The sequence below is a fragment of the Thermophagus xiamenensis genome (assembly GCF_900112795.1).
Taxonomy (GTDB): Bacteria; Bacteroidota; Bacteroidia; order Bacteroidales; family Marinilabiliaceae; genus Thermophagus; species Thermophagus xiamenensis.
In genome coordinates, this window is record NZ_FONA01000028.1 from 11,510 (window position 1) to 35,282 (window position 23,773).

Here is a 23,773-nt window from a genome sequence, read left to right on the forward strand (position 1 = left end):
TATTCTTGTTGGGAAAAACTTTCTTGGTCATGCTCATTTCATTCAATTTGTTTGCACAATTCTAATAGTTCTTGCTTTCCTTTTTAATGGAATTTCATAAAGACCACGGTCGTTTTTTGTAAACTTCAACACGTTCCAGGTGGTTTCCCCTGCCACATTATTAGACTTAACCTCCATAAATGCAACGGGAGTAAAATTGTTTTCGGCATCCAAAACTGCCTTAATTTCATTGGTTTCAGGATTAAACGAAACAGATTTAAACCTTCCTGCATTAAGCGATAGTTCAATACCAACAGGTGCTATAAAAACCCTGGAACGAGCAGCAGTAGTCAACTCCATCGTAATCCACTCATCTTCAGCTACGATATTACCTCCCATAGCAATCCATCCAAACTCCACATGTTTAGTCAGAAAAGAAGTAGTATTTACTGAATATCCCAAAAAGCCAGGGCCGTAATCACCAGAAATGCCATCAATATTTAGTGTTGATGGGAATGAGTGGAAGGCACAGGGTGCGAAACCTTCCTTCGTAATATTTGACAAAGCACCCATAAGTCCTCCATATCCCACTCTCAGCAGGTATAAGTTATCCGGATCTTCTTTATAAGCGTGTAAAACCGGAATGGCATTCAAAGCAGAGCCGTAATGATGAATCTGGCGCTCTACACGCGACAATTTACCGGCAAACAGAAAATCCCAGTAACGACGAGCACAACCATTATAGCCCCAATGGGGAACAGTTGGCATATATGCAAGAATAGCATTGAGGGTAATAGAAGCTTTTTCATCGAAGCCGAAATATTTGGACCACATATATACTTCTTCCTGGCCCGTGGAGTCCCAAGGCATTTCACTGCCGAATGGATAATTCAGGGAAGCCCAGTGTTCGGCACGTTTACGCATGACCTTTTCCAGTTTTTGGGCTTGATCAGACCAACCTTCCCTTTTCAAATCTTCCAGCACCAGGATAAATATGGTTCCTTCCATTTGTCCAAACCGCGCATAATAAGGCGCCTGTTCTACCATTGCAATAGCTGTATGATAGGCATTTTCAAGATACCATTCCCAAGATCGTTGCGTTACTAATCCCATGTAATTTCTCGCCAAACGATACATTACCCAATGTGCGGCAGTAACATGAGGATAATTATAGGATCGACCCACCGATTCTGAAGCTTCCTTACTCCATGCAGCCCAGGTATTGTAATTGATTTTATCGCTGTAAGTACCTTCCGGCATGCTGTCGGGTTCATAATAAAACAAACTTTTTCGAACTCCGTATTTATGCTCACCAGAACTATACTGAATACCCCCCCACATCGTCCGGTTTACAAAATCTTCCATTTTGGCAACTTCTTCCGGATCAGGTTGAACAAGCTGCTTCATAATGGCATTGAGCCAGCTTCCGGCCCCGCCCTCATCGCTCAGACCTGCGACCCAGGCACGCCCGTCCTGAACAACCTGTTCCTTATTCTCATAATCATAGGTAATAACAGACGGAGCTCGCCCAAAAGGATCATTCTCATCATCAAACCATTGTTCCGTCGTCAAAAAACGACCATTATCTTCCACAACTTTCGACTCTGGCTTAATAACCTTATAATTAATAGTTTGAAGAGTACCATCGTCAAAAGAGACGGAGAGACGGGCCCTGCCCCACTTCACGCCTTCCACATTAAATTTGCTCCAGCCATTGGGTGTGGTTTCGGCTTTGTGAACAGCTAGAGCACCCTCAGGCTCTACCTTTATAGACTGTATGGCTTTATCGTATTTGAGAAATAAGGAGGCATGCACATCCTGAGGCAGAACATAGCCGGGAAATCCGACCGCCACAGGACGGTGGTTCTTTATTAACGTTTCTTCGATGCTTTGTACGTCAGAAGCCAAAACAAATTTAAGACCTACAGTATAAGATTCGCCCGGAGCCAAAACCCTCGATGTGGGCTCATTCCATTGTTTAGCTTCTTTCCATTCATTTTCAGCGTATGCTTTGCTATGCACCATCCATTCATGAAACCCTTCGAAAGTAATTCCTCTTGGCATAGGATCATCAAGCAAGGGGCGATAAGCTTCAAAAGGTGTTTTTTCATAGGGAAGAACCAAAAGGACGGGACCTTCACCACTTAATCGGACCACTTGCAAATAACCGGCATCCATCCCAATATAGGGATCAAAAAATACATTTTCAGAATGGACCTCATCCAGATGCTTATTGTTAAGTATATTATTAAAAATCATTGGAATCCCCAACGCCCCAATTTCTATCGATTCCGTTGTTATGTTCTTTAGCTCGAAACGCAATAACAAACCTCCATCTATCTCTTCCCAATAACGGGTTATAGTCAGCGGAACATCCTCTGGTAAAGTATTGGAAAGGTTCGCGGCAGACAACACACCTGCCCCCCTATTTTCAAGCATCTCTACAGGATTTCTTTTAGCAGCGGTTGAATAACCTCTCCATTCATGCTGACCTTGCTCTCTTATTCTGAAGGTAATATCTCCTAATTGATAATACCCATCACCATGACGAACATCGGTCCACTCACCCGTAGTATAATTAAATTCATGATCAGAAGCAGGCGACAAAACAATAGCAGTTTGGGACGATTGGTCTAATGATAAATTAAAATTAGAAGTAGAGTAACTCAATAAATTAGATGAAGAAATTGAATCTTCAAGAGCAATAGCATTAATGTCAAAAACGGCAAACCCTATCACCAATAGAACAATAATTTGGAATTTCTTTTTTATACTATCCTTTTGTAACTTCATAAAAAATCCTCTTTTTTAAAATTAACCTTATGGAACTTATATAAAACATGCTTCATTTACCAACAAATTGCAATCCCTGTGGCAATGATTCGTTCATCAGTTTTATAACATCATCATGTGTCAATGGAATATCATACAATCTGATATTAGCTATATAACCTGAAAAATTTTCTTGTGGTAATCCAGACCCACCGATTAGGATACTACTATTCTTTACAAACAGATTAATTGGTTGCTCTTTTACAGCTTTCCCATTAATATAAAGTACCTCTTTCATGCCATCGAAAACCAACGCAAAATGATGCCACCTCCCTGGTTCAGGAACTTTTTCAAAAGCTAAATCCACATAACCATCACCATGAGCAACTGCACCATAATGACCTGATCCATACATCAATGCAGAATAGGATCCTTGTAACATATTTTTTCTTGAAGTCCATGTAATAATACATTCATTGGCTCCCACATCAGGATTATTAACCCATGCAGAAACAGAAAACGGTGCATTCCAGGACAAACTTTCCGGAGCATTTTTACTCGAATACAATACACTCTCACCATCAAATGCCAATGCCTTTACCCCATCGATTTTTTTTATTGCCAAAGGTTTTGATGCTGAAAAAAATCCTCCCAAAACTCCCAGATTTGGTATAGATTCCGTCATCCATCCACTATTCAGATTATCTGTATTTAAATGAATAATACATCCCATCGGTTTATGATTGCCAGAATCATTTAATTTAATTGAGTTCTGAAAAGAGGGAACTTCAAAAAGGGCATTAAAAATTTTAACTTCCCAAATGGCTGCAAATAGACCTGTTTTTTCTGTACCTGTTACTGTAATTTTCACAAATCTAGCCTTTGCCTCATTATCATCAATCATAGGAGAGCCAGATCGACGATTATCCGTTTTATCTGCGAACAATTTCCAATTAATACTGTCTGTTGAAGTTTCAATTCTATATTGATAATAAAATGTAGGATATTCAAAATAAATCATCACCCTTTTAATATTTTGAACTTTTCCTAGATCAAGAGTCAGGGTCTGTGGTAAAAACACAGAACCAGCTTTCCACAAAGTCCCATTGTTTCCATCAATTGCAAATTCGGGTTCAAATAAATAATTAATGTCTTCTTTTGAGAATTTGGTGGCTTTTGATGCCAAGTGATAAGAAGAAGATGCAAAAACAGATGCATTCCTTGCATAATTTTCATAATCAATTTGATTGGGCCCCAAATACCCAACTCCTTTGTGAGTAGGATCCACCTTTGCTATAGTGGTGTCATTTTCAAATAATAGTCGATCGGCACAAATTTGACGGAACATACCTCCTGTACTATGCGGATAATTGTGTCGATGATATAATATATAATAATTATTATTCACCTCTAATACGGAATTATGTCCAGGTCCATCAACCGTTCCGTCTTGCGATGATTGCAAAATAGGAGAGTTTTCACCGTAACTGTAAGGACCTTCCGGATGATCACCAACAGAGTAATGGACAGCATAAGAACTAAGACGGCAATCGCCTGATGAATACATTAAAAAATACTTTCCTTTTCTTTTAAACACAAACGGGGCTTCAAAAGCATGGGGAATTTGTTCCATTGGAATTCCTCCACTTTTCAAAATCGTGGACATGTCGGTGGGGTCAATTTGTGCCCACCCTAATCCCCCAAACAAATGGCACCACGTGCCAAACCAACTGTATATAGCCCCATTATCATCTATAAAGTATTGAGCATCCAGAGCTGGCAAATTATCAAGTCCTGTACCCACAGTAATCACAGCTTGGCCGTCATTAATAGCTTTCCAAGGTCCCATTGGCGAGTCTGCAACATAACCGTATATATTACACCCTAATTGGCAGTTTCCCCAAAATAAATAATACCGGCCGTCACTTCCTTTCTGAACATCAGGGGCCCAAACATTGGTCAGACCTTCCGGCACCTCCAGTTCCATCTCATGGTTAAACCAATTGACAAAGTCTTTGCTTATCCAAACCTGTGGCTCTCCCGAAGCCAGTTTTATTCCATCTGTTGTTGAATATAAATAGAAAGTATCTCCAAATTTCTTAACAGTTGGATCAGCAAAATAACCCGGAATAAGAGGGTTTCTAACATTCTTTGAACGAGCTTTCACCTGCGCACCGATCTCAGGGACAAAAAAAACTGTAGCAAAAAATATAATGCAGGTTAAAAATCTATTTTTCATATTTTAGTCACATTTAATCCTTCTTCATAATAAACTTCCATCAAAATGCTATTGGGCTCGTCTAGAGCTTTATTTTGCATCATCCATTCCAATAAGAATTAATAATTCATAGGATTTCCAAAAACGAAAGAAACAATACCTAGCCCCCACAAAACTCATAATAATACATATCCCTAATTACCAAATCTCAGAGCATACGAACTTAGGACATAAAATATTACCATAAAACCACCATTAAACCATTGAGATAAATTGATTTTATACCCACGAAACAAGCATGACCAGGAAAGGCTGACACAATAAGAAGATGTATAAACTATGGCCATGCAAGTTTCATCAAACCAACCAACGATTTAACCAAATTTGTATTGATGAAAGAGAGATGATCTGATGGGCTAATAAAAAGCCCATCAGCATCTTAGTCATCATCTTTATCAAAAATTATAATAACCAGAAATAATTTAACTATCGACAAAGTCACTCTTTACTTAGCAACACAAAATTCAAATCAATCTCATTCAATCTTAATATTAAACACAAATGTGATTACATATTGGATTCCATCTTTTAAATAAACAAAAGCTTCCTTTATTGTATATTCATCTCCTGCAACACATTTTCCCGGATATTGACCTATAGAAAACTCAAAACTGCTCAATGAAAATTCAGCAAAAACTTTACTGTCATTATCACTACCCCAATTTATGACATATCCTTCACTGTCAAACCAGAAACCATAGCCGTTGGCGGTAGTGGAATAATTGATTGATTCATCAGGCTCTAAAGCTGCAAAAGCTATTTTTCCTTCCTGAGGGGTTTCTCCCTCTTTTAATAATTTTCCGGAAATATCAGATGGTTGCATTACTAAAGCTTGGGCTACCTTAACAATATCACCATTATCATATATATTTACGGTAGTTCCTGAATAATTAGAAGCATCGGCAGGAAAAGCTAAGTTATATGTCAATGTAATATCTTTGGGTGAGTCATTCGGATCAATATGAATATTCCCCAACAGATCAGTATTTTCAAACTTTATTTTATATGGCCATTGATCATCGTTGCTTTCTTTTTCATCCCACGGATGAGCCTTATAAGAAGATGGTGCACCCAAAACAACAAACCAGAGTCTTTCACATTTTTCAGGCACCTCAAATAATACCTCAGCCGAAGGCTGCCTGTTCATGTCACTGTATAACCGCTGACCGTCATCCAACAAAGCAACATATCCGTATCTCCACCCTGCTCTTTCAATGGAACCACTATTATTATAATTTCTAGTAGTGTAAGTTTCGCCTTCATCCGCATATTCCCCCGGGTCGTTCTCTGCAAGGGCTGAACCAGGAGGCAATCCCGTAAATTTGGTTTTTATTACAGTTCCTGGTTCTGGAACATTTAGCGGTATCACATTATATCCGGTAGTTCCAGGACAATGACTATAGGCTACTTGATAACTACCATCGTCAATCTGGTACATTTTATAAGAATGCTTTCCTATGAAATTGTTTCCTTTGGCACGTATTGCATCAATATCCCATGTTACCAACCGAGTAGCTGCATCATATAATTCATCATTCAACTGATCAACGGTAAGATCATTTATGCGCATGTAAACTTCTAAAGGATCTTCCGGACTTATTGCTTCTTTCCAAAGTTTACCAATAAAATCTACCCCATGCTTATCGGCCCAATAATAATGAATCCAATAACTAGCATATCGCTGCCATTCATGACATATATGCCTGTGGTAGTTTTCGGTGTAAACGCCAAAGTTATAAGATTCAAATGCCTCGTCTGGATAGGCTTGATAAGCCTGCCACTGTGCGCATTGTTCCCAAAAAGTATTCCCGCCGTTTCCTCCGAAGCCATAACGAAATCCACGTGAATAGTCATTATTAATTTCCCCGGTTGCTAATAAATCGGCATAGACCTGATACTGGAAACTATGACCGATCTCGTGAGCGATGACAGAACCGACCGGTTTACAAGTAGAGGGATTAACCCATAAAGCACCGATAACATCATCATATCCACCACCGGTTGCCAACCACTCGGTCTGGTAAAACAGATAAATTTGCATTTTATACTTGTCAAGGTTCGATTTATCGGCCCCTACTTCTGCAAACTTCAATGTATTTACATTCAAGTCATAAAACCATTCGGCCTTCTGCAATAAATCGTCTATATCGACTCTTAACTCTTCCGAAATATTAGAGGAATTTGGATCTTCACCGAAACCGCTCTCCCAGAATATGATGAAATGGTCAGATTGACGACTTCGAACAAAGGACCATTTACTATCACTCCGAAGGAAATCCATATCCTTAAATTCATTCGGGCGATAAAATTTATCATAATCTTCAATATCAGACTCATTAAGAACTATTATTGAATCTTCCGTTATTAAATCTGTTGTATCTTCTTTTCCTTCTTCATTTTTATTGATGTTTTCAATTTCTTCATCAGTTCCACAGGAAAAAATAAAAGAAAAAAACACCATCAAGATTGCACAAGCCGGAAAAATCCGGCTCATGCTTTTCTTATAAAAACTTCTATAACTATTCATAATTATTACTCGATTTTGAAAGTAATATTAAATGTAACTGACCCACCATTGTAGGTTGCTATCAATTTTGTTGAAACTGTATCTCCAGGTTCAGCATTATCAGGGTGATTTCCACCAAAGAGATAAAGTTCTGATTCGCTATATCCAATGCTGCACCAAACAGCACCAGAAGCCCATTCAGAAACCATTCCATCAGCATCAAGCCAATAGCCTGGAACATCAGCAGTATAAGAAGGTGTCGCTTCTTCAACAGAACCTTGATATAATTTTAATTCACCCCTTACAATAGCCCGACCAACCTGATATGTGGTGCTTTTAAAAGCTTTCTTCATAATTTCTTTTATATCGAAAGTAACAATTGAATAATCATTACTATAAGGTTTACTTAAAACTATATCCGCCTCCAGATTTTCAGGATCACCTACTTCTGGCACCTCTGGATCATCATATGCAACCACCTTAACCGTAACTTCTAACATCTCAATTTTGTCATTTGCCAGGAATCCGTATTCGACCACAATTTCATCGCCTTCAGTTAGAGAACCAGGAAATTGGCCAATACTTATTTTATCATCACCATACTCGCCATAATCAACATAAATAACAGCATCCTCACCATATGTTCCTACATATCCATCTGAATTAAACCAGTATAAATTACCTACTGCAGGCTCTTGGTTGTAAGAACCATCCTGGTTCACAGCTATAAAACTAATTTCATTCATTGAAGATACCCCCAAGTCACTAAAAACCTGATTGAGGTCAAACTGCAACGAATCAGAATTAGTATTAAGTCTTGGATAAACATTTACGTTAATCTCTTGAGTGTTTACCACAGTGGCAGTTATTTCTTCCAACCCTTTGGCAGTTACAGTAATCACCACAGCAACACGAGTATCGTTAAATTTCAGACCTTCAATAATAGTAATTGTTTGATCTTCTATTAAATGACCAGGAAACTGACCAACGTAAAAAACACCGTTCTCAGTATCAAATTCAGCAAATAACATAGCATTATCGCCCCATGATACAACATCGCCGTTTGCATCCCACCAATGTCCCCATGGAGAATTGGTATTACTGGAGGTTGCATAATCGATACGAGTGGTTCCATTAATTGCAAAACCCTTTATTTCAAGGGCATCTTCCTCGCCCGCAATACCGGCAATAAGTTCTTCTTGGGTAATACCAAAAACGTCTGCAATTTTATCTAAATCAATTGAAAGGGTAGTTCCGTCATACAATGTTTGACTTATTGTGATTTCAACCGAATATTCCAGAATCAAATCAGCATTAATTTTATTTTTCTGGGCTTCCTCTATTGAATCTTGACGCGCAATTTCTTTGATTTCTTCATCAGTTAGTTCATGAAGAGTGCTAAAATTTTCATTCTCCCCACAACCCCAAATAAATCCCCCCATCATCAAAACAAGTAGGACAGTTTTATATAATCCATAAATCTTTTTCATATGACTTAAAATTTAAGTTTTCGACAAAACTTCTATAAACTACAGGTTTACAACAAATTATTCATATAAGCATTAATACACAAAAGACTACATCGCTTTTAAGGAAATTATCAAATTAATATCGATTATAAACGACACACATATTCATTACAAAAACATAATATTTAGTTAGAACCTGTATACCCTGCATTCTGTTTAAGTGAAATATTAGCATCTAATGCAGACTTGGGAATTGGGAAATAATCCCAATGAGTTTCAGTAGTTGCATCTTTGCAAAACCATGACTTTCCATTGAACACATTTCTTCCATCCGCCATTTTAAATCTAATTAAATCCTGGCGTCGATGATGTTCACCTACAAATTCCCAGGCCAAATCATCTAATAAGCCTCCAAATTCAATATCTTCTCCCCCTTCTTCGGTAGAAACGAATGTAGCTGGATCCCAATTTGCGTATCCTTCACCTGTATATTCTCTATGTCCATAATTGTAACGGCTGCCACCTTTGAGTTCAGCAACGGTTCGTATAGCATCTGCGGGATCATCAAATGCTCGACGACGAACTTCAGTAATTAAATCGGCAGCGGTTTGCTCATCACGTCCCAGACGAAGCAAACATTCAGCCTTTATAAACATTGCATCTGCCAGGCGAAAAAACGCTACATCATTACCATAAGTTCCTGCATCGCCCGAAACAATCTCGCTTTTAACAAAACGATATCCTTCCTGTTGATAAGCCCCCGGATTATCAATAGAGTGAACTTTTAATGAATAATTTAAAACACCCAGGCCAGACCAATCATCAGTAGTAAACTCTATTGGATCGCCTGATTGAGGTATAATATTCCCTTCTGCATCTTTTGTCGCTTCGTATTGAATTCCGCCAGTCCATGTATATTCTAACCGCTTATCATTTTCTTCATAACTTTCAATAAATTGGGGTACAGCACAACTACCATTCCATGGAGAACCAGTATAACCATAAGCTGCCGCACCAGCACCAACAAGACACTTGTTAACTAAATAATTATGAGAAGCATTTGTCTTATCTAAAGGAATAGCAAAGATGACTTCTGGTGAAGCAGAAATATCCTGTTTAAAATTATCCAAATAATGAGGGGCTAATGAATACCCGCCATTATCTAAAACTTCTTCGACCTCTTCTAATGCCTTTTCATAATAAGAAGTTTCCTCTGTGTTAAAATATGCATTATAATTTAAGTACAGTTTTGCCAAAACCATACAGGCCGCATATCGGTTAGGGTAACCAAAAATATTTTCAGTTCCCAAATCATCTTTTATGGCATTCAATTCATTTACACAAAAATTAAAAATAGAATCGGCCGAAACCTGCTTAGGAAGATATCCTGGCTCAACATCCTGGGTTGTTTCTAAAGGAACATTCCGAAAAGCATCAAGCAAAATGTAGTAGTTAAGGGCTCTTAAAAAACGCATCTCTGCCTGTTCCTTACCCTCTTCCGGCAAAACATCCAAACATTTATTTGCATAACCAATTCCGTTATAAGCATAATTCCACAATGATTCGATATGGCCCTGGCTGGAGTTCCAACTATGCTTATGCATATTTATGTACAAATCTCCCCAACCTACTCCAATACGTTTTGGGGTCATATAGGTATCACTACATTCCTCCATAAGATCAAAATAGCCATTCCAACCCCAATACAAAAAACGCAGCTGTGCATATGCCTCGCCCATCATATAACCAACAATCTCCGGGTCAGTAACATCAATGGTTTCATCGGTTAGCTGATCATAAACCGTCTCTGATAAATCAGTACATGCCCCAAATACCAACAGAAGACTTAAAGCAATACTAAATATTGAATATCTCATTAATTTCATAATTTACGGATTTTTAGAAGTTAACAGAAAGACCAAAAGTAAATGAACGAACGGTTGGATATTTATCCCGGTCATCGATTCCTGGAGCTAAGAAATAATTTGAAACCTCCGGATCAAGTCCTGAATAACCTGTTATGCAGAAGAGGTTTTGTCCAGATACATAAACACGAAGGTTTTTAATATATTCATTTGCTTTCCCTGAAATGGGGAAAGTATAGCCCAAGGTCGCATTTGTCAACTTAACAAAGTCGCCATCTTCTATATGATCGCTCCACACCCCTTGTGACATTGAACTAGACAATGAAACCATCAACTGCTTACCTGTTTCCTCATCTAAAACTGGCGCTCCTGAAGCATCAACAGCTGGATGCAGGTCTGCCGCTGATTTTAAACGATTATAGGCAATCGAATTATTTTCATAAAAACTTCGCTGTACATTCAATATTTTAAACCCAAATTGCCCAGTGAACTGCAAGTTAAGATCGAAGTTTTTGTATCGGAACGAATTATTCCATCCAGCATAGACTTGTGGAAGTCCATTGCCCAAGCGTTGGCGGTTGGCCTCTTCATTGTAGCTTGTGTCAAATTCTTTTACTTCCCATCCTCCATTTCCATCCGACACTTCAACCCAAACAAACCCATCTTTACTAACTCCTACTGATTTTAATCCCCAAAAATCGCCCAGGCGATGCCCTACTTCCATACAATGCGTGGGAACTGAAATTGGATCACTAACACCTCCTACTTCCATGAAATTGTCAGTCTCATAAAGATCATTGGATAAGCTCAGCAACTTATTTTCATTATGAGAAAGAGTTAGAGTTGTATTCCATTCAAAATCCTTTGTTTCAACAGGAAGGGCGGATATCATTACCTCAATCCCTCTGTTCCTCATTTTACCCACATTAGCAGTTGTATATCCATACATATTAGGAGGGACAGGTACTGCATAGTCATATAGTAAATCAACAGTCTTTTTTGAATAAACATCTATTGTCCCACTTAAGCGTGCATGCAATATAGACCAATCAATTCCAATATTTATTTCACTTGTTTTTTCCCATTTTAAATCAGGATTTGGGTTTTGAGCCACTTTTAAAGATGGTGTCCATTCGCCATCTTTACTTAAATGTTTACCGTACGCATCATAGTCAAACATTGTGAGGGACATATAGGATGAGTTTGGTATTATGCCAGTTACTCCATACCCTGAACGAAGTTTTAAATTATCAAGCCAACTGATATTTTGCATAAAAGATTCGTTACTTATTGTCCATCCTAATGAAACCGAAGGGAATGTTCCCCATTTATGATTCTCTCCAAATTTAGAGGAACCTTCATGCCGAACGCTTACCAAAGCGTTGTAGCGATTATCATAACCGTAACTGACACGTCCAAAAAATCCAATTAATTTGTTATCGTTTTTATAGGAACTCATACTTGCGGTATGATCTTCATCTGTAAGATATAGTCCTTGTCCCAAATTGTTATACAGATAAGACTCTGACGGGAATTCAGAATTTCCAGCTCCAAAACCATCATAGAGATTGTACAAATAGCTGTATCCTATGAGGGTACTAAATCGGCTTTTATTGATAGAAAAATTATATTTGGAAGTCAGTTCTAAATTATCACTTCGAGAATTGCTTGAACCTTTTGTAGCAGTACCGCGTATTTGTGCTGTAGCCTGAGTAAAATAACTACTGGTATAGTAATTTTGTGAAGTGGATTCCGTTTCTTTACGTGAAAGCATCAAATTAGTCTGCCAACCTTTAATAGGTTCAAAAGTGACATTCCCAACAATTCTTGCAAAATGGGAACGAGTATCACCAATCAGCTCATTTTGAATTGCAACAGGATTGTAATACTGAAAAAGATTAAAATCCTCGTAATATGAACCATCTTCATTGTATACAGGCGAAGATGGATTATGAATTAACGCCTGACGATAAACATATGCATTATTATTATTTGTATTTTTATGAGTAGAATAAAGAATATTAAAATTGAATTTTAATATATCATTCATCGCATATTGATTAAAATCAAGCTGTGCTCTAATATCGTTCCTATCACTTTTTCGCATAATCCCCTCTTCATCTGAATAAGTGACATTAGCGGCATATGTAGATGATTCTGATCCACCCTCCAAACTCAATGAATGGTTTTGGGTATATCCAGCCTTGCGAGTCACAGCTTTTAACCAATCTGTATCATATCCTTCATATTCAAACTGCGTTCTACCATAAATTATGTCGTGAGTATCCATAAAATCAGGTGTTTTATACCATTGGGAAAATGAAAGGTAACTGGTATAACTGGCAGAGGTTTGAACACCCCGTTTCCCTGATTTTGTTGTTATCAGAATTACCCCATTAGCACCTCTAGTTCCATAAATAGCTGAAGCAGAAGCATCTTTCAACACGTCAATTGACTCAATATTTTCTGGGGCAACGGTTGTTAATGAACCTTCAATTCCATCAACCAATACAAGAGGCGAAACACTTCCCATAATTGTAGTAATACCCCGAAGCATAATACTGGATGTAGCATTAGGATCACCTGAAGTTTTAGTGATGCTAAGTCCTGCAATCTTCCCTTTCACCAACTCGGCCGCATCCTGAATCTTTCCTTGAATAAAATCTTCAGATTTGACACTCGCAACAGCACTGGTAACATCTCCTTTTCGCTGAGTTCCATATCCGATCACGACTACCTCGTCCAAACCAACAACTTCTGGATTCAATGAAACATCCAACCGACTCTGAGTCCCAATTATTATCTCTTGAGTCTCCATCCCCACAAATGAGAAAACTAATGTTTCAGCATCTGAAGGAATAGAAATTGTATAGTTACCATTCATATCGGAAATGGTACCAGTATTGGTCCCTTTCACTTGAATAGTAGCGCCAGGGATAGGATCTCCATTTTCATCTGTTACTTTTCCCGTAATAATTTTTTCATTTTGCTGGTAGAAAGAAAATGTTTCTAAAGAAACACTCTTTTTATTTCTCTTTATATTTTCATCAGGAAAGCTTTTGTCCTGAGAATTATCTGCATTCAGGTGAATCGATCCTGACATAAGTAGTAGCAGTGAAATTTTCACAAACTTTGATCGTTTCACCTTACTAGACATTTTGGAAATAGGCCACTCTTTTTTTCTTTTCATAGACAACAAATTTTATACACATTTGTAAACATTTTTTTGCTTTCATCAAAAATGAAATATCGCCTTAAATATGACTTTCAGCTATGTGTAAAATACTTTCACAATTATGTAATTCCTTAAATATCAATACAATAAACTTTCATATAATCAAAGACAAGGGAAAACACAATAAAAATTCTTGACCAATGCCATTCATTGAATAATTACTACCATAAAAAATGAACAAAATTTTAGCTGACGAAAAAGTAGAAATGAAAAAAATACCTTAATGTATTCCGGCATTGGAACATTAATTGCCAAAAGAATTTAACCTTTGGGTTTATAACATGAAAAATTGTCAATCCAGGAAATAAAAATTAAGACTTGAAATACTCTCTCGGTGACTGACCATAAACCTCCTTAAAACAGCGGGTAAAATAAGCTGGACTGGAAAAACCTGCCTCGTATGCAGCTTCCGTAATATTGCATTTCCCTGACGAAATAAGTTTGGAAGCCTCCTTCAATCGTATAACCCGAATAAATTCGGTAGCAGAACACCCGACAAGGCTTTTCAGTTTTTTGTGAAGCAAAGAGCGGCTTACTCCCAATTCGTTAGTCAAAAAGGACACATCCAATGATTCATTATTAAGGTTGTCATTAACCAGGGCTGTCAACTTTTCCAAAAAGAGCTTATCCGACTCGGAACATTTGATATCTCTTATGGAAAATGCATCTTCATTACGAAAACGATCAATAATTCTTTGGCGGTTATTTAAAATATTTTCAATAACCTGTACCAAAATATCTGGATAAAACGGTTTTTCAATATAATAATCAGCACCTGTCATTAATCCTTTTAGTTCATTTTTGACACCCGATCGGGAAGTCAACAAAATAACGGGTATATGCGATGTATTCAGATCTGTTTTAAGCTTTTTTGTAAAAGTAATTCCGTCCATTTCCGGCATCATAATATCACTTATAACCAGATCAGGGCTAAAATTTCCCAGTTTCTCCATGGCAATTTTCCCATTTAAAGCAGACTCTACCTGATAGCGGTCTTCCAGAATTTCCATCAGGAAACCTACTAATTCCTGATTGTCTTCAACAACCAAAACAGAAGGTTTCGTCTGAAGCGGATCAATAGCCCTAATGGACTTCAACGGGGAAGGGCTTTGAATCAGCTCATCAGAACATCTCTTCCAGTCCATGTATTGCTCTATCCGGGGAACAATTTCTGTTTCACAAAAATCGGACTTGGATACAGGAAGTGAAACAGTAAAAATGGACCCTTCACCAAGTTTACTTTTTACTTGAATCGTTCCCCTATGGAACATCACTAAACTTTTTACATAAGCCAAACCTATCCCTGAGCTAACATAATAATTACTTTCACCCCCAGTCTCAAAAAACCTGTCAAAAACTTGATCAAGCATCTCTGAAGGAATACCTTTTCCTGTATCCGAAACACTTATCATCAAATCCCAGCAGTCATCTCCTTCCTTGCCCTTTCGGGAATCAAGCTCAACAGACAGTACAATTTTCCCCCCATCGTTAGTAAATTTAAATGCGTTGGATAGCAAGTTCACAATTATTTTGTCCACCTTATCGGCATCAAACCATAATTGAAAATTCTGCTCTGGCAATTTGACAACAAACTCAATTCCGCGAGCTTCTGCAAGATCACAAAAAGCCTTTGAAATGGTTTCAATAAATTCTCTCACATCGTGTTGGGCCACTCTAAGTTGATCTTTTCCGCTTTCAATTTTTCTGAATTCAAGCAATTGGTTAATCAGTACATAAAGTCGATTGGCATTTCGTTCAATACCTGCCAGGCATTTACGAAAGGCTGGATTCATCTGCTCTTGACTCATTAAACGACTAAGAGGGCCTAAAATCAAGGTTAAGGGTGTTTTTAACTCATGCGAAATATTAGTAAAAAACTCGAGCTTAAATTTATGTATTTCCTCCTCGTGTTCCCGTTCCCTACGTTCCATGGCAAGTAATGCTTTTGAACGTTCCAGGTTTTTCCCCACCTTTAATACCAATAAAGAAAACAAAAAAGCCAATACAAAATAACCGATAAAAGCCCCTTTGGAAAGCCAAATAGGGGGACGAACAATAATTTTCAGTACCCGCTCCTTATAGTTGGTTTGAATATCACCTAACGAAGCTTTCACATGAAAATGATAAGTACCAGGACTTAAATTGGTATAGGTAGCAAAGTTCCGAGTACCCACATAATTCCACTTTTCTTCAAACCCTTCAAGATAGTAAGCATACTGACAACGACCTTTGGAGGCATAAGCCAGGGCAGTAAACTCGAGGGTCACCACATTCTGGTCATAATCCAGGACAATTCGGTCGATCTTATTGAGCGATTTTTTCAGGACAGGATCATCGCCGGGCGAAACGTACTCATTAAACAGTTTCATACCGGTAAACAACACCTGAGGAGCTTGCTGCTGTGGAGATTGGATCCTGTTTTCGTTAAAGGAAACCATACCGTTGTTTCCTCCAAAGTAGATATTTCCCTCACGGTCAATAAAAGAGGCCCGGTAGTTAAACTGATTAAAGGGAATACCCGAATTGCTGTCATATAAAATGGAGATATCCTCATCCGGATTAAATTTTACCAGGCCTCGGTCGCTGCTGGCCCAAAACCAACCATCCTTACCCTCTTCCAAACTAAATATCCAGGAAACAGGAAAACCGGTAGCGGTATTAAAAAATTTCACTGTCCCACTCTTTTCATTATAACGACACAACCCTTGATAACAATCTCCCAACCATATATAACCTTTTGAATCGGTTTTTACAAAGTTTATATTCTTCATTTGCTGTACCTGATCCAATGCAAAAAGGGAATCAGTCGCGGGAATATAGCCATAAACCATCCCACTTGATGAAAACCAAAGCTTTTGATAGTCACCCGCAATACTCTCAAACTGCGACACCCCCAAAATTTCGGGTCTCAACGGAGAAAACAAATCTGATACCAAATCGTAGACGACTATTCCCAATGAGGTGGCTATATATATAGAATCACCTACTTTATGAAAAGCATAGATGGCATTGGAGGTAAGTCCGGGAGAATTTTCAGGGGTTAAGTATCTGATATTATTCGTATTGGTATTCAAAACATTGATTCCTCCAGTATAAGAAGCAATCCAAAGTTCATCATCCGTAACAAACAACAAGTCATGAAGATTATTGTAAGAAAGATGTGCCGGCCCGCTCGTAGTAGAATAGTGAATTATTTCGCCTGTAATTTTATTGTATTTATTCAAACCATTATCTTCAAGCCCAATCCATAAGTTATTTTCATCATCTTCGGTCAGACAGCTAACCACATTCCCTCTCAGTTGTCCCTGTCCCAGTCCGGAACTCCAGATGTGAAAAAAACTTTTCCTGTTGCTCCAAAAATTAATCCCCCCAAAATAGGTGCCCAGCCAAACATTTCCCTCCGAATCACAAAAGGCATCATAAATCGGATTGGTATTAAGCCCCGAAGGATTTTCCAGATTAAAAGCATGCAGTTCCAGGAACCCAGTTAACGGGTCATGAATGGCCAGACCGGCTTCATATCCGATCCATACCCTTCCGTAATGATCCTCCGTCATGCAATGGACCAGATTGTGACGGATATGATAGGGTTCTTCAAGTTGACGGGAATAAAACCGATAAGCACCGGTTAGGAGATCCATAACCATCAAACCATGTTCGTATTCACCCAACCATCCCCTTCCCTTAGTATCGATTAAAAAGAGACTCAGATCTCCATTCCCGAGCTCAGCAGGTACATTCAATTTTCCGATCCTACCGTGTTTTTTATCGATAACAATAAGCATTCTATCGTCAGTTACTATGACCAAAAAGCCATTCTCATCCCGTAAATCCTGAAATCGAGTATCTTGGGGAATATTTAAATCCGAAAATTTTTCGCTTATGGGTTCTTCCATTCCTGATGAAAGATCCAAAAATGTAATCCTGTCTTGTCGGAAAATCCAGAATCCTCCCTCAGTTGGAACAACTGATGATATCATTCCCATTCCATTTAACAGCGTGTATGGGAAAAAACATTCTTTCTCTTCATCAAAATAATAATAATCACGTTTAATGGTTCTTGTAATTAAAACCGAATCTGATGAAAGAAAAAGCTTATCGCCAAAAATCCTCACCTTTTCGCCCATATGATTATAAGCCGGGAATACTTTAAAGGTCTGACCATCAAACCGGGTAACTGCCGCCCGGGTAGCAAACCACATAAACCCATCGGCATCCTGAGCTATGCTTTTTACATAAGATGAAGGTAATCCGTCCTCATTTGTATAGTGAACAAAACTAATCTTTTCGCTTTGAGCAAAAATGGAACTGAAAAAGAGAAAAAGCGCCAGAAAGAAATTAAACCTACCCATGACTAAAACTGAAAGTTGAGGTGAATGAATTTTAACAATTTAACTAAAATAAGCGCGACCCATAAAATCTGATGCCATATTCAGCCAATTATTCATGGGGGGCAGCAAATATAATGATTTTAACACACTATGTTATATTTTTACAATTTACTGCAACTTTATCAACTGTTTTTTAGAAATTTGTCGACTAAGGTAATTCTTCAGAAATAATTAATAAAAACGGACAATTTATTTTATGGTAGGCCTCCGTTTAATTCAATTTTTCCAAACCCGTGATCAGAAAGAGCGCATAAATATTTTGTTCTGCATTTTTGCAACGAAATGGAAAAATCATAAAATAGCAGGTTAATCATTATAAGAATACATAAAGTTTGATAACTTTTAACAGAATAACTTGCCTAAAACTTCACTTTTACAAACACCAACGGCGTAAACTCAACTGATTCAGCATCAACATAAATGGAATTCAACTGATCAAGGGGAATACGTTCAAAACTGGAATATTTAATGTTGTGGTGGTCAAGGGCGTTTAAGAGCGAAACACCCGCTTCCCCTTTAACTTTATTGAAATTAAATTGATAAACTAATGCCAAATCAAGCCTTGAATAATCGGGCTCAATATAATTTGTACTTAGATAATTGGAATACAAAGGGAAACCACTCCCATAAATATAGGTAGCCGAAAAATGAAATTTTTGCAAAAAGCGAGCCAGTGCCGCCACTTTTAACTCATGTCGTTGGTCATGGGGTGCTCGTCGATAGTCTTGTTCCGGGAAGTAAGGGAAAAGCTCTTCTGAACGTCCCAAGGTATAGGAAACCCAAAAGTTATAATCTTCCAAATCTTTTTTAACAAAAACATCTACACCATAACTTCTTCCTTCGCCATCATAAACGTTTTCATTAATCCTTCTTAACCGCACAAATCGAGTATAGCCATCCACCGTTTTGTAATATCCCTCAATGGAAACACTCAGGTTATTCTGATTCCAGAAAGCACCCGCCACAAAGTGCTGTGACCTCAGCACCGGAACATTCTCCTCATCAGCCAAGGTCCAGGAATAGCGAAAACTACCGGACTCATCATACAACGAACTTTTTATCAGGAACTGATGGTAACTGCCCCATGCCATATTTATCTTCAACGCACTCCATGGCTTCCATTCCACACCAAAGCGCGGGTCGATGTGAGTTGTTCCCGTAAAAAAAGAATGATTGACGCGCAATCCCGGTTTCAAAGTCAATCGCGGGGCGAAAAATATTTCATCCTGGACAAAGCAAGCTATTCGGTTACCCGCATCAGACAATGAAAAATATTCTACTTCGGACGAATCTTCTGTTAAATTTAATTCGTTCCGAAAAAATTCCACACCAATGGCTGGTTGATGCAGCTGATTTCCGGCCAGTTCATATTGATAATCCAAAGAAATTTCTCTAACCATAGTTTGCGATTTAACATCCACCCTATTGGCCAGGATATTAAACCTAATACTTTCAATAGAGCGGTCTATCCCATAATCAGAATGCAGTTCCGACCATGTTGCTTTAATATGAGAACGTCCGCCTGAGCCATTATTCATACTCCAATAGAGGGAAGCCCCTCCCTGTTTATTTTTATCATATTTTTCCTGATGGATAATAAAACGGGGTCGTTCCTGGTAAGCATTATATTTAAAATTATCCGACGCCCCCATCGCACTTATGTAGAATAAATTTCCATTATCGCCATGCAATGAATACTTGATATTAAAATCGCCAAACCAATAATCGGGCACTACATCAATTCTATATTTCAAATTTTCTGCTGAATTTAAGTTATTGATAGCAATATCATCCGCATCAAAAGGATTTTTAAAGGTACGACGACTTGCCACTATCAAAGAAGACTTTGAAGATATTGGAATCTCCACTTTTCCGTTAACCAACTGGTTATTTGCGAAAAAATTTAATTTTGTATGAGACCGATTTCCGGTATTTCCTGTAATGCGAACAATTCCTCCTACCAGGTCTTCTTTAGTGGCATCATATCCTCCTTTAAACAGGTCAATACTTTTAACCATAAAAGGATTAACTGCACTGATATTATCATTAAAATTTTTTAAGCCCCAGATGGTAATTCCGTCCAAAGTAACTCTGCTGGTTCCTTCGTAACTTCCCCACATAATAAGGTCGTTTGGCTGTTCACCGGCAGCAGTGATTCCCGGTTGTAAACGTAGCAGATTAAAAACAGAATTATCGCCGTTACCGGGAAGATATCCGGCAATGTAAGAGTTCAGGTTAATCAACCCTGATGTTTGCCCTATCTGAACCGAGCGTTCAATTAAATTATCCTTAACGACAATTTCGGGCAAAGAATAAACTGAAGGGGTGAGGAATAATTTATGGAATGACCCGGCAATTAAAAAGGTATCCAATACATAACATCCCAGATGAGAGGCTTTTACATCAAAAAGAGAATCATCCCGGGCTGAATAACTAAAAGCTCCTTTAAGGTCGGTAACCAATGGATGGCCATCAATAACCACATGTGAAAAAGGTAAGGGTTCTCCACTACCCTTTTCGAGAATCTGACCGCGGATAAGATATTGTGTGGGTAAAGAAGGATTTTCAACGGGAAAAATAACAAATACATCACCCATTTTTTCCCACCCAAGCGGCAATCCTGAAATCACATCATCAAGCAATGCCGCAGCTGACGAATAGGTTTGCCTTAACGTAACACGATAATTGGATAATAACCGGTCATCATATGAAAACTGAAGGTCATAGCGTCCTCGAAGCTCAACCAATAACTCATTAAGAGGCATATTCTTACACTTCACATCATAAGACTGCCCCCAAGTCGAAAAAGAAATAAAAAAAAATAAAATTAATAAACGGCCGTTTTTCTGAACCACAATTATTTTATTTCAATCAAGAACCCCTTTTCTGTTGTTACGAAATCCAGCCCGTAAGGTCGGCATACCATTTTCAACACTTGCTCTACAGGTTGGTTTCGGGAAAAATTACCTGTGTAAAGGTATTGATTCTCTCCCTTAAATACAATTTCAACAGCGTATTGGCGTTCTATTTCTTCAAAAACCACAGAAAGGGGGGTGGCCGTAAACATAAACATATTATTCATCCATGACACCGGCACTTTGGGGTCTTTCATTTTCGACAACCGCAGTGACCCGTCATTATTAAGGCTGGCCTGTTCGCCGGGTGTTATATCCAAAACATGACCGCTAAGACGTGACACAACTCTAACCTCGCCCGAATAACAGGTAACCTCGTATTGGTCGCCTCGCGCATATACATTGAAACGAGTTCCTAAAACGGTGGTTGTTCCGTTGGGTGATACAACATCAAATCTTTTACCTTTGGCCACATCAAAAAAAGCTTCACCTACCAAATTAACTTTCCGGTCGAACCGCCACCATAAAGGGTGATATTTCACTTCGGTACCGGCATTAAGCGTTATTTCCGAACCATCGGGAAGTATGGCACTTATGTGTTGGCCATAACCTGCCGACAACTCTTTGGAATAAAACCGGGCAAAAGTAGCCATACCCAACAAAAGCGCTATAGAAGCGGCCATAGCCCACCACATCCTGGTGACAGGCGACTTTCCTTCAGATGCCATTCCGGTATCAAGCGCATGAGATAACTCAGCCCACACCTGCTCTTTCGACTTCGGGAAGCTCAAATCCAAATCGGGCAAAGGGCTTTTGATACCTTCCGGCTTCTTTCTACCTATATCTTTATTAACATTCATCGTTATTAAACTCCTATCTTTTCACAATTCATCATAACCCAAAACCTGTTTCAAATAATGAAGTGCTTTGCTCATACGCTTTTCAACTGCTTTTATACTGAGTCCTAAACGCTCGGCTATTTCACGGTTTTTAAGCGCTTCACTCCGACTCATTAAAAACACCACTCTATAGTTTTCGGGCATCTCTTTCAAAGCCAGATTATATCTTTTCTCCAGTTCTGAATAATTGAATTCCTCTTCCGGCGACTGCGACAATTCTCCCGCATTACTTTGTTTAAAAATAAAATCCCGTTCAATTTTGGCGTGTCGGTATTGAGAGATAAATAAATCATTTCCAATTTTGAAAAGAAGTCTTTTGAGAGTTACTGAATCACCAATCGGCTGTTTTTCCCAAAGTTTCAGAAAACATTCCTGAGCCAAATCTGTGGCCAGTTCTTTATCACCTGAGCGATAATAAAGATAATTCCGAAGAGCATCGAAATGGGCATCAAACAATGATTTAAAAAACTCTTTAGTCACCGAAAATCACTTTATATTTAAACAAATATAGTAAAAGCAAGTCCGGAACCGTACCGTTCCGGACATTTATTGCTATTGGAATTACTTCCCGCATTTTTATGCTAATTATTCAGTCGCATTCTGATTCGCCGGCCAATATTAAATTCTTTAGTGCCCTCGGAAGTGGTATAGTAACCGATATTATCACAAGTTCCGTCACCATAATCTACCGTACCAAACACCTGGCCATTAACAGAATAAGATACTTCTCCACTAACCAGGAAGCGGCAACTACCTTTTTTCTTAAGCGATTCGGTAATTTCTCGTCTGTATTCATTGCCTTCAGAATCGGTGCAATTAGAATATCCCGTTATTTCCAAAACATCATCAGCATGATAGAAAGGCGTATCCATTCCTTCGGTCCAGCTACGAGTAACCTCGGCATAACAATCAATCTCAAGTCCGTCGGGAAGGGTGATGGTTAAATCTCTTACAATAAATACCTCTTTCTCTGTTACACCATATTCTTTTTCAATGGTTCCGTTAATGATTAAAGAGTCGACAGAAAAATCGGTAAAGGTGATGGTTCTGGTAGCACTGTCGGTATACAGCGGCGCAGAAACTTCGATTTGAATGATACCGCTAATGATTCGGCCATTGGCCAATTCGGTTTCTTCGCCGTAATCCAAAGTTACGGTACGAGGATAGTCACCGTCGGTCCATTCAATGGTTATATCAGGTCTACCAATACGATAGCGGTCGCGAAATCTCTCGGTAGAAGATTTTAACTGGTCATCACTCATTGCTTCAGCACTCAGGTCGTCCAATATGTCAAAGGTTCCGGTGTAAAGGTCGGCTTCATAATCGGCCGCTTCTACCACATCTTCAATGGCTGCATCGGTGGTAATAACCGACTCTGCTGTTACATTAAATGCCGGGGTTACATAATCTGCACCCGGAACTACCTCATCTTCTTCATTACATGCTGCAAATAATACTGCGGTGCTTAGTGTCAAATAAATTACTAACTTTTTCATAGCTCAATATATTTTAATTTGTTATTGC

General features: G+C 38.5%; 11 protein-coding genes. All 11 read right to left on the reverse strand.

Translation table 11 applies throughout. From position 1 onward, the window contains the following. Positions 1-42: 42 nt before the first annotated feature. Entirely contained in the window at positions 43-2,772 is a 2,730-nt protein-coding gene (locus tag BM130_RS14130; RefSeq protein ID WP_010528609.1) for a DUF5695 domain-containing protein, read from the reverse strand. Between the two features lie 52 nt (positions 2,773-2,824). After that, entirely contained in the window at positions 2,825-4,990 is a 2,166-nt protein-coding gene (locus tag BM130_RS14135; protein WP_010528610.1) for a family 43 glycosylhydrolase, read from the reverse strand. 514 nt (positions 4,991-5,504) lie between these two features. Then, positions 5,505-7,556, reverse strand: coding sequence for a DUF4859 domain-containing protein (locus BM130_RS14140; RefSeq protein ID WP_010528611.1), 2,052 nt, complete (start codon positions 7,554-7,556; stop codon positions 5,505-5,507). 5 nt (positions 7,557-7,561) lie between these two features. Then, positions 7,562-9,025, reverse strand: a complete 1,464-nt coding sequence (locus tag BM130_RS14145) for a DUF4859 domain-containing protein (RefSeq protein WP_010528612.1) — start codon at positions 9,023-9,025, stop codon at positions 7,562-7,564. A 164-nt stretch (positions 9,026-9,189) separates the two neighbouring features. Next, a complete protein-coding gene (locus BM130_RS14150) occupies positions 9,190-10,881 on the reverse strand; it encodes a RagB/SusD family nutrient uptake outer membrane protein (protein WP_237706172.1) in 1,692 nt (563 codons plus the stop codon). Positions 10,882-10,903: 22 nt separating this feature from the next. Further along, positions 10,904-14,059, reverse strand: coding sequence for a SusC/RagA family TonB-linked outer membrane protein (locus BM130_RS14155; RefSeq protein WP_010528614.1), 3,156 nt, complete (start codon positions 14,057-14,059; stop codon positions 10,904-10,906). 356 nt (positions 14,060-14,415) lie between these two features. Continuing rightward, positions 14,416-18,456: a hybrid sensor histidine kinase/response regulator transcription factor gene (locus BM130_RS14160; protein WP_010528615.1), complete on the reverse strand. Its 4,041-nt coding sequence runs from the start codon at positions 18,454-18,456 to the stop codon at positions 14,416-14,418. Positions 18,457-18,854: 398 nt separating this feature from the next. Beyond that, positions 18,855-21,260 (reverse strand): TonB-dependent receptor, encoded by a 2,406-nt coding sequence (locus tag BM130_RS14165; RefSeq protein ID WP_237706173.1) that lies wholly within the window; start codon positions 21,258-21,260, stop codon positions 18,855-18,857. Between the two features lie 92 nt (positions 21,261-21,352). After that, the gene (locus BM130_RS14170; protein ID WP_010528617.1) at positions 21,353-22,210 is read right to left on the reverse strand and encodes a FecR family protein; all 858 of its coding nucleotides are present in this window, start codon (positions 22,208-22,210) and stop codon (positions 21,353-21,355) included. A 21-nt stretch (positions 22,211-22,231) separates the two neighbouring features. Then, positions 22,232-22,729 (reverse strand): sigma-70 family RNA polymerase sigma factor, encoded by a 498-nt coding sequence (locus BM130_RS14175; RefSeq protein ID WP_010528618.1) that lies wholly within the window; start codon positions 22,727-22,729, stop codon positions 22,232-22,234. Positions 22,730-22,830: 101 nt separating this feature from the next. After that, positions 22,831-23,745, reverse strand: a complete 915-nt coding sequence (locus BM130_RS14180; protein WP_010528619.1) for a hypothetical protein — start codon at positions 23,743-23,745, stop codon at positions 22,831-22,833. Positions 23,746-23,773: the final 28 nt, after the last annotated feature.

Excerpts from the sequence above, each read along its gene's own strand:
- BM130_RS14130 (WP_010528609.1), bottom strand. The coding sequence starts at position 2,772 with ATGAAGTTACAAAAGGATAGTATAAAAAAGAAATTCCAAATTATTGTT.
- BM130_RS14135 (WP_010528610.1), bottom strand. The coding sequence starts at position 4,990 with ATGAAAAATAGATTTTTAACCTGCATTATATTTTTTGCTACAGTTTTT.
- BM130_RS14140 (WP_010528611.1), bottom strand. The coding sequence starts at position 7,556 with ATGAATAGTTATAGAAGTTTTTATAAGAAAAGCATGAGCCGGATTTTT.
- BM130_RS14145 (WP_010528612.1), bottom strand. The coding sequence starts at position 9,025 with ATGAAAAAGATTTATGGATTATATAAAACTGTCCTACTTGTTTTGATG.
- BM130_RS14150 (WP_237706172.1), bottom strand. The coding sequence starts at position 10,881 with ATGAGATATTCAATATTTAGTATTGCTTTAAGTCTTCTGTTGGTATTT.
- BM130_RS14155 (WP_010528614.1), bottom strand. The coding sequence starts at position 14,059 with ATGAAAAGAAAAAAAGAGTGGCCTATTTCCAAAATGTCTAGTAAGGTG.
- BM130_RS14160 (WP_010528615.1), bottom strand. The coding sequence starts at position 18,456 with ATGGGTAGGTTTAATTTCTTTCTGGCGCTTTTTCTCTTTTTCAGTTCC.
- BM130_RS14165 (WP_237706173.1), bottom strand. The coding sequence starts at position 21,260 with ATGCCTCTTAATGAGTTATTGGTTGAGCTTCGAGGACGCTATGACCTT.
- BM130_RS14170 (WP_010528617.1), bottom strand. The coding sequence starts at position 22,210 with ATGAATGTTAATAAAGATATAGGTAGAAAGAAGCCGGAAGGTATCAAA.
- BM130_RS14180 (WP_010528619.1), bottom strand. The coding sequence starts at position 23,745 with ATGAAAAAGTTAGTAATTTATTTGACACTAAGCACCGCAGTATTATTT.